General features: G+C 41.7%; 5 protein-coding genes and 1 pseudogene. 5 read left to right on the plus strand and 1 reads right to left on the minus strand.

The annotated features are described in order from the left end of the window. Positions 1-142: 142 nt before the first annotated feature. From CI597_RS17165 to CI597_RS17185, 5 genes and pseudogenes are all read left to right on the plus strand, one after another. Positions 143-352: pseudogene (locus tag CI597_RS17165) on the plus strand (transposase); the annotation flags it as partial. Between the two features lie 369 nt (positions 353-721). Next, complete coding sequence (locus CI597_RS17170; protein WP_024727461.1) at positions 722-1,402, plus strand: response regulator transcription factor; 681 nt, start codon at positions 722-724, stop codon at positions 1,400-1,402. Positions 1,403-1,624: 222 nt separating this feature from the next. Then, positions 1,625-2,533, plus strand: coding sequence for a sensor histidine kinase (locus tag CI597_RS17175; RefSeq protein WP_158221725.1), 909 nt, complete (start codon positions 1,625-1,627; stop codon positions 2,531-2,533). A 52-nt stretch (positions 2,534-2,585) separates the two neighbouring features. Continuing rightward, on the plus strand, positions 2,586-3,344 hold the full coding sequence (locus CI597_RS17180; RefSeq protein ID WP_024727463.1) for an ABC transporter ATP-binding protein: 759 nt from the start codon (positions 2,586-2,588) through the stop codon (positions 3,342-3,344). 1 nt (position 3,345) lies between these two features. Further along, positions 3,346-5,709 carry an ABC transporter permease gene (locus CI597_RS17185; RefSeq protein ID WP_024727464.1) on the plus strand — a complete coding sequence of 788 codons (2,364 nt, stop codon included), beginning with the start codon at positions 3,346-3,348 and terminating at the stop codon, positions 5,707-5,709. A 461-nt stretch (positions 5,710-6,170) separates the two neighbouring features. Here the strand turns inward: CI597_RS17185 and CI597_RS18045 are convergent, their stop codons facing one another. Beyond that, positions 6,171-6,533 carry a hypothetical protein gene (locus CI597_RS18045; protein ID WP_051405200.1) on the minus strand — a complete coding sequence of 121 codons (363 nt, stop codon included), beginning with the start codon at positions 6,531-6,533 and terminating at the stop codon, positions 6,171-6,173. Between the last annotated feature and the right edge of the window lie 360 nt (positions 6,534-6,893).

Consider the following 6,893-nt stretch of genomic DNA (forward strand, 5'->3'; position numbering starts at 1 on the left):
CTTTTCTTCCCATGATGAAGTATATCTTTACGGCTGTCAAAACTATGCCGACATTTTTTCAAAAGTATCTGTATGCAGTGGGATTCCTGGAAATGTCGGTATAGTTTTTTTGTCGGTATAAGTTGTGCTAACACGATGTCGTGTTAGCACAACCAATGCCATAGAATCACTGAATTCCACCTATCGGAAGCTGAACCGCCAGAGAAGCGTATTCCCAAGTGATACGGCGCTGTTGAAAGCGCTGTATTTAGCCACATTTGAGGCTACAAAGAAATGGACGGTAACGATGCGCAACTGGGCACAGGTATATGGGGAGTTAAGCATCATGTACGAGGGACGACTCCCAGAGTAATTCAAAGACAGCCTAAAACGGGCGGATTTACCGCCTGCTGTTGACATGTTTTTTTGTAACTGTTATATATAAAGTAAGGGCGAAAAGCCTGTTTTTCAAGACTTTCGCCCTTCATTATTATAGAAGAATCTTATTTACAGACTTTTTTTCATAGTCTCATATCAACAAATGGAACGATTTTTTATCAGCACACCACACCTTTGTCATAGTTAACAATAAAGTTATCATAGTCATTTGTAAGATAGTTCCGTTAATCTTACAAATGACTATTTCAATAAATATAAATATATTTTTTTCACTTCTCATCATTTCCAACTAACTCCTCTCCAATGTCATGCTATAATTATAAAACAAACAGGAGGAAAACATATGCTTCAATCAGAAATATTGATCGTAGAAGACGACAGAGATCTTGCAGAGATCGCCATAGATTATATGGAACAAAAAGGACTTGGATGTCTCCGTGCAGGCAGTGCGGAGGATGCATTTGATGCTTTATACCAACATCCCATCAGACTGATTATTCTGGACATCAATCTGCCAGGAATGAATGGTTTTCAATTTATAGAAAAACTCAGAAAAGAAACGCAGGTGCCAGTTATCTTTATTTCCGCAAGGACCAGTGACACGGATAAGGTAAAAGGGCTGATGCTCGGCGGAGATGATTACCTCTCCAAACCGTATTCACTGGCAGAGCTGCATTCCAGAGTTCTGGCACTGCTCCGGAGAACTTATGGATATTCCGTATTACAGCCACTCTGTTTTTCTGATATTATCATTGATCAGAAAAGACAGACAGTAGAAAAGGCGGGCAGGCCATTGGAATTAACCTCAAAAATGTACGAACTGCTTGTCTATCTCGCTGCCCACCCGGGGGAGATCTTGACAAAAGAGAGGTTGTTTACAGAAATCTGGGGGTATGGCTCGGAATCCACGCCTTCCGTGCTGGCAGTCCACATCCGGTGGCTGAGGGAGAAGATCGAAAAAGATCCCTCTAATCCGAAACATATCCTGACCGTTTACGGTAAGGGTTACCGTTTTGAGGAGTAGTAAATGAAAAAGCATTTTTTAAGAGTTGTCCTTGTGTCCTATATCTTATTCTTTATCCTTATTTTTATAGGGGGATGGTACATAAAAAAGAATTCCGATCCTTCTAATAAGATGCTCCCTGTATGGAATGAGATAATCCACGATCAATCTCTTACTAAAACCCAGCAAGAAGCTGTATTAAAAAAGGCTAAAAATCTTCATACAGGAACAGGGGATCTTCCTTTGGTAAGAATTTATGGTACAGTCTGTGGCATACTGTTTGCAGGTATGTTGTGTTTTTTTCTGTACTTCTATTTTTATGCGATACGACCTATCTCCAGAATGGAGCACTTTGCTGGGGAGATTGCCAGAGGTAATCTGGATTTTCCACTGGAGGCGGAACGTTCTAAGGCTTTTGGAGTATTTAGCTGGGCTTTTGATTGTATGAGAACGGAACTCAAAGAAGCCAGAAAAAAAGAAGAAGCAGTTAAAGAGCAGAATAAAACAATGATCGCAGGGATCTCCCATGATATAAAGACACCGGTTGCTAATATCCGAAACTATTGTGAAGGACTATCTGTGAATCTGGATGCCTCACCAGAGAAGCGAAAACGTTATCTGGAAACAATCATGAGGAAATGTGATGAGGTCAGTGCATTAACCGATGATCTGTTTTTACATTCTCTGAATGATATGGACAGGCTGGAAGTAGTACCGATACCAACGGACTTTCAAGATATTTATGAAAGAGTACTGTGCCCGCTTGGTGAAGAAGGGACAGAGGTATTTCCATGTGATGTTCAGGGGACTGTTTTTGCAGATGAGAGGCGTCTGATCCAAGTGATAGACAATATTCTTGGAAATGCCAGAAAATATGCAGAAGGGTTTCCAGTAGAGATCAAAATGGAAGAACAAAAAGAGTACGTTGTCATCTGTATCAAAGATTTAGGACCTGGTATACCTGAGGAGGATTTCTTATATGCAAAGCAGAAATTTTACCGGGGACGGAATGCCCTTGATCAGCAGGGTGCAGGTCTTGGGCTATACTTGAGTGATGTACTGATGAGACAGATGGAGGGGAGACTGGAACTGGAAAATAAAGCAGGGCTTCAGGTTTCTCTGTATCTTTTAAAAGATAAGCAGGCCATTTAAAGACTTTTTAATATTTCTTTTGCTAGGATAGCAGCATAAGGAGGAGTAATACATGAAAACAATCATTGAGACATCAAACCTATGCAAAAGCTATGCCAGCGAAGGACAGCAGCTTCACGTCTTAAGAAATATTGACTTGGAAATTTATGACGGACAATTTACGGTCATTATGGGTCCCAGCGGTTCTGGAAAGTCAACACTGCTTTATATGCTGAGCGGTATGGACACAGCTACCAGCGGGACAGTTTCTGTCTGTGGAGAACCAGTGCACAAAAAGAAGGACCGGGATACTGCCCGGTTCCGCCAGGAGACGGCTGGTTTTATTTTTCAGCAGATGAATCTCCTGTCTCATTTAACCTGCTTTGAAAATATATGTACTGCGGGTTACTTAAAGAAAGGGAGAAGTAAAAAAGAAACACATCAGGAGGCACGGGAGTTAACAGAGAGAACCGGCATCTCGGATCTCTCCCGGAGACTGCCGTCGCAGATGTCTGGGGGTCAGCAGCAAAGATGTGCCATTGCAAGGGCTCTGATTAACCGTCCTAAGATCCTATTTGCGGATGAACCAACCGGTGCCCTTAATTCGGCTTCTGGAAAAGAAATTTTAGACCTGCTTTATTCTCTGTGCCGGGCAGGCCAGAATATTTTGGTCGTGACCCATGACTTAAAGGCGGCCTTAAGGGCTGACCGCATATTATATTTAAAGGACGGGAAGATCGAGGGAGAATTAAGCCTGCCGCCTTATGAGGAGGCAGGTGCCCCTGTCCGGGAGAAGCAGCTGATCGGCTGGCTGTCAGGAATGGGGTGGTAGCATGGGTATTTTTATGGTCATAAAAAATGATATCCGCAAGCGAAAAAGCCAGACAGTGATTCTGATTCTCTTAAGCCTGCTGATCACCCTTTTGATGAACACCGCAGTATCCGTTCTGTGGCAGAGCAGGGAACAGTATGACCGTATGGCACGGAAGGTAAATGCCCCGGAAGTCATCAATATTTTTACAAAACAACAAAAACCAGAGGCGGAAAAAGTCTATCAGAAGCTTAAAAAACAAACAGAAACCAAAAGTGTGCAGAAGGAAGATATTCTTTTGCTCGGCCAGGACAACAGTGTCAGATTTGGCGGGAACAAATGGTTTTCAAACGGGATCATCATCCGTGCGGTCCCTGGGCAGTATACCTTGACAGAGGGCAACCTGCATAGAAAAGGAATTTTTGTTCCTGTATCCTTACAGTCTTCAGAGCAGTTAAAGCTGCAGGATGATGTAATGCTGCAGATGTCAGGGCAGAAAAAGAAGTATCCGATTGCCGGATTTTTTGAGGATCCTTTTCTGGGAGGAGCCATGACTGGATATAAGCAGTTATTTCTGGATCAGGAAACCTTCCGTGAACTAATGAAATCACCGGGAGCCCAGCACTATCAGGCTTCTCTGGTCAGCCTTTGGACGAAATCGGATGCCGGCACAAATTTTAGTGACCGAATGAAAACTTTGAATGAAAAAACCGGGTTTTCCAGAAGCGGTTCTCTATATATGGAAAGCTCTATGATGAAGATGTCTTCTATGATCTTAACAGATATTTTTATGGGACTGATCTTTCTGTTCAGCCTTCTTTTATTGGTTATTATGCTCATCACCATCAGGTATCTGATTGCGTCGTCTCTGGAGGATGATTATAAGGAAATCGGTGTTCTCAATGCACTTGGTTACTCAAAAAGGACACTGGTGTCGGGGAAGATGTTGTATATGATACTTTTATTTATTCTTGGTGGTGCAGGCGGATGTATCGGATCGGTTTTTACCGTATCCCCGCTGGCCAGGTTTGCCATGGACGGTTCAGGGATCTTATGGCACGGCGGTGTACGCCCGGTACCAGTCATGGTCTCTGTGTCTGTTATGGCAGTATTTGTGCTGCTGGTTTCCTGGCTCAGCCTTAAAAGAATTTATAAGCTTTCTACGATACAGGCGATCCGCAATGGAAAGGAAGATATTTATTTTAAAAAGAGATATCAGATTCCTATGGAGCGTTTAACAGTTCTTCCGCTGCCGTTTCGAATGGCAGCGAAAAATGTATCCGTCCGTCTGCCTCAATATATGCTTTTAATCATAGTGTGTGGTTTTATGGTTTTTTCATTGGTCAGCATTTCTGCACTGAACGAAAATATGAAGGATATTAAAAAGACAGCGGCGCTGTTTGGAAATACAGACTCTGATATTTCCGTGTCCGAGACGTTTACGCCTGGTATAAAGGAAAACGACAGTTTTGAGGAATTTATGAAGACCATGGAGCAGGAAAAGGATGTCCGGTCTGTTTATTCGTCAGAACATGAATACGTGGATATGGACGGGCAGAAGATGCTCTTGTCCGTGATCAGCAGGTTTACTGACGGAAATTATCAGGAGCCGCTTGATGGGCGGATACCGAAGTATGATAACGAGATGATGCTGACGGAAATATCGTCAAAGTATCTCTCTAAAAATATTGGGGATACGGTGCGGATCACTTATGAGGGAAAAGAGAAGAAGTACCTGGTGGTCGGCTTGTATCAATCCAGCAACGATGGAGGAAAAATCGGATGCATGACTGTTGAAGGATTTCGAAAGATTTCCTCTGGCTACAAGTACCATTCTTGTGAGATCCTTCTGAAGGATCAGTCAAAAGAACAAAAAGTGATAAAGAGGATTGGGCAGGCAGGGAGGAGAGCAGGACTTGATCTGAAGACAGAAAGTGTCAGAGACCAGGTGGAAGGGATGATGTCAGATATCCAGAATGGAATTTTGGCCTTGGTTGTCCTGTTTTATATCTTATGTCTCTGTATGTCGGGCTTCATCACATTTCTTCTGTCTATGACATTTTTAAAACAGCAGAAGAGGGATCTGGCTATCCAGAGAAGTCTTGGGTATTCAGTCCGTCAGCTGAGGCTTCAGTTTGCATTGGGCTTTGGAATCATTGGGCTTTCTGGGGCTCTGTTAGGGGTTCTGTCTGTGGGGCTTTTTACAAACCGTATGTTTGGTGCTTTATTTGGCAGTATAGGGATTACAAGATTTTATGCGGAGATCACAGCAGTGGGGGTTGTAACTCCTGTGATTTCTCTGACGGTATTTTTGATTGCTTTCTCCTATTTGATATCAAGAGTGATAAAGAAATATGGGGTCAGACAGCTGTCAGAGGATATATAATATCATCAGGCATGCGCTATCAAATAGCATCATGCCTGATGATTGTTGTATTAAAACTGGCTATTTCCATCTGCCGGCAACATAACCTTGTAACTCATTTCTAATTCATAATAATAGGTTGGTCCATTGCCGATGGGTTTGACAGAAGTCCAGTTTTTGATTCCGTACATTTCGAGGAATCCGCTGCTTCATTTTCTCCATGACCAATAAGTATCATTACCTACATTGACGATAAAATCCGTTTCCTGTTCCCATGTCCATGTAGCGCCATATAGATTACCGATTTGTTTTCGTGTATTTCCATAGACTTCCACGGTGACACGGCCATAGTTGTTTCCATTTTTATAACCATAGATATGATATGTTATACCAGGGCTTAAAGCCACCAGTTTATCAATTATACAAGTGGATGTAAATTGGCTCCAATTATTTTGGACGTGCGCTATAATATCTTTATTTATTTAATCTGTATAAAGATTACCTACGTCCGACAAATTTTGTGTCACTGCCAGACAGTCAGTTAAGCTATCCTGCATTTTTTTAATGGCCTCTGTGTGTATTTGATATTTCTCGATAGACACAAGTCCCGAAGAATTTATGCCGACTTCGATTGGAACATTACCAGAACTCTTAAAATAAAAATCCCAGGTGATGTAGAAACCGGGACTTTCGGACACAGAAGGTATATTTTTGGCTTCTGCTGCCTGTGACAGACAATATAGAATTTCTCCTTCTTCCGGGTCTTCTGCATTAAATCCAATTTGCCACAAAGAATAACTTTCCTCTAAACTTGTATTTTCTAAAAGTACCGGAAGTACAATCATATCATTTTCAATTTTAGAAGTTTGCAGAGTAAGTCTTTGTTTTTCTCCTGATACATCGGTCTGAGACCGAAGATTTACTACCGGTACTTTTTTTGTTCCTGCAGCAGCTCCAGTAATTTGTAAAGGTTGTCCGTTGAAAAGTTTATTTTGCAGTGCAGCTCCTTTATCGGTTAAAACAGTGTTTTCTCAAAGATTCATATAGTTACCTCTCTTAATTTGTTTTTTATTCTGATTGGTGTGGTATAAAAAAAGTTGACAGTTTATTCTCAAGGATTTCATAATAAAACCAAGAGAATAAGGAGGTATTCAAAGTGGCACGTAAATATGACCATGAATACAAAGTACAGGCAGTAAAACTTG

Origin of the sequence: Anaerostipes hominis (ex Lee et al. 2021) (assembly GCF_002270485.1) — a bacterium.
GTDB classification, from domain to species: domain Bacteria; phylum Bacillota; class Clostridia; order Lachnospirales; family Lachnospiraceae; genus Anaerostipes; species Anaerostipes hominis.

Bases quoted from the DNA above. Each gene is read 5' to 3' on its own strand.
- CI597_RS17180 (WP_024727463.1), top strand. From the start codon at position 2,586: ATGAAAACAATCATTGAGACATCAAACCTATGCAAAAGCTATGCCAGC.
- CI597_RS17185 (WP_024727464.1), top strand. From the start codon at position 3,346: ATGGGTATTTTTATGGTCATAAAAAATGATATCCGCAAGCGAAAAAGC.
- CI597_RS18045 (WP_051405200.1), bottom strand. From the start codon at position 6,533: ATGATTGTACTTCCGGTACTTTTAGAAAATACAAGTTTAGAGGAAAGT.
- CI597_RS17170 (WP_024727461.1), top strand. From the start codon at position 722: ATGCTTCAATCAGAAATATTGATCGTAGAAGACGACAGAGATCTTGCA.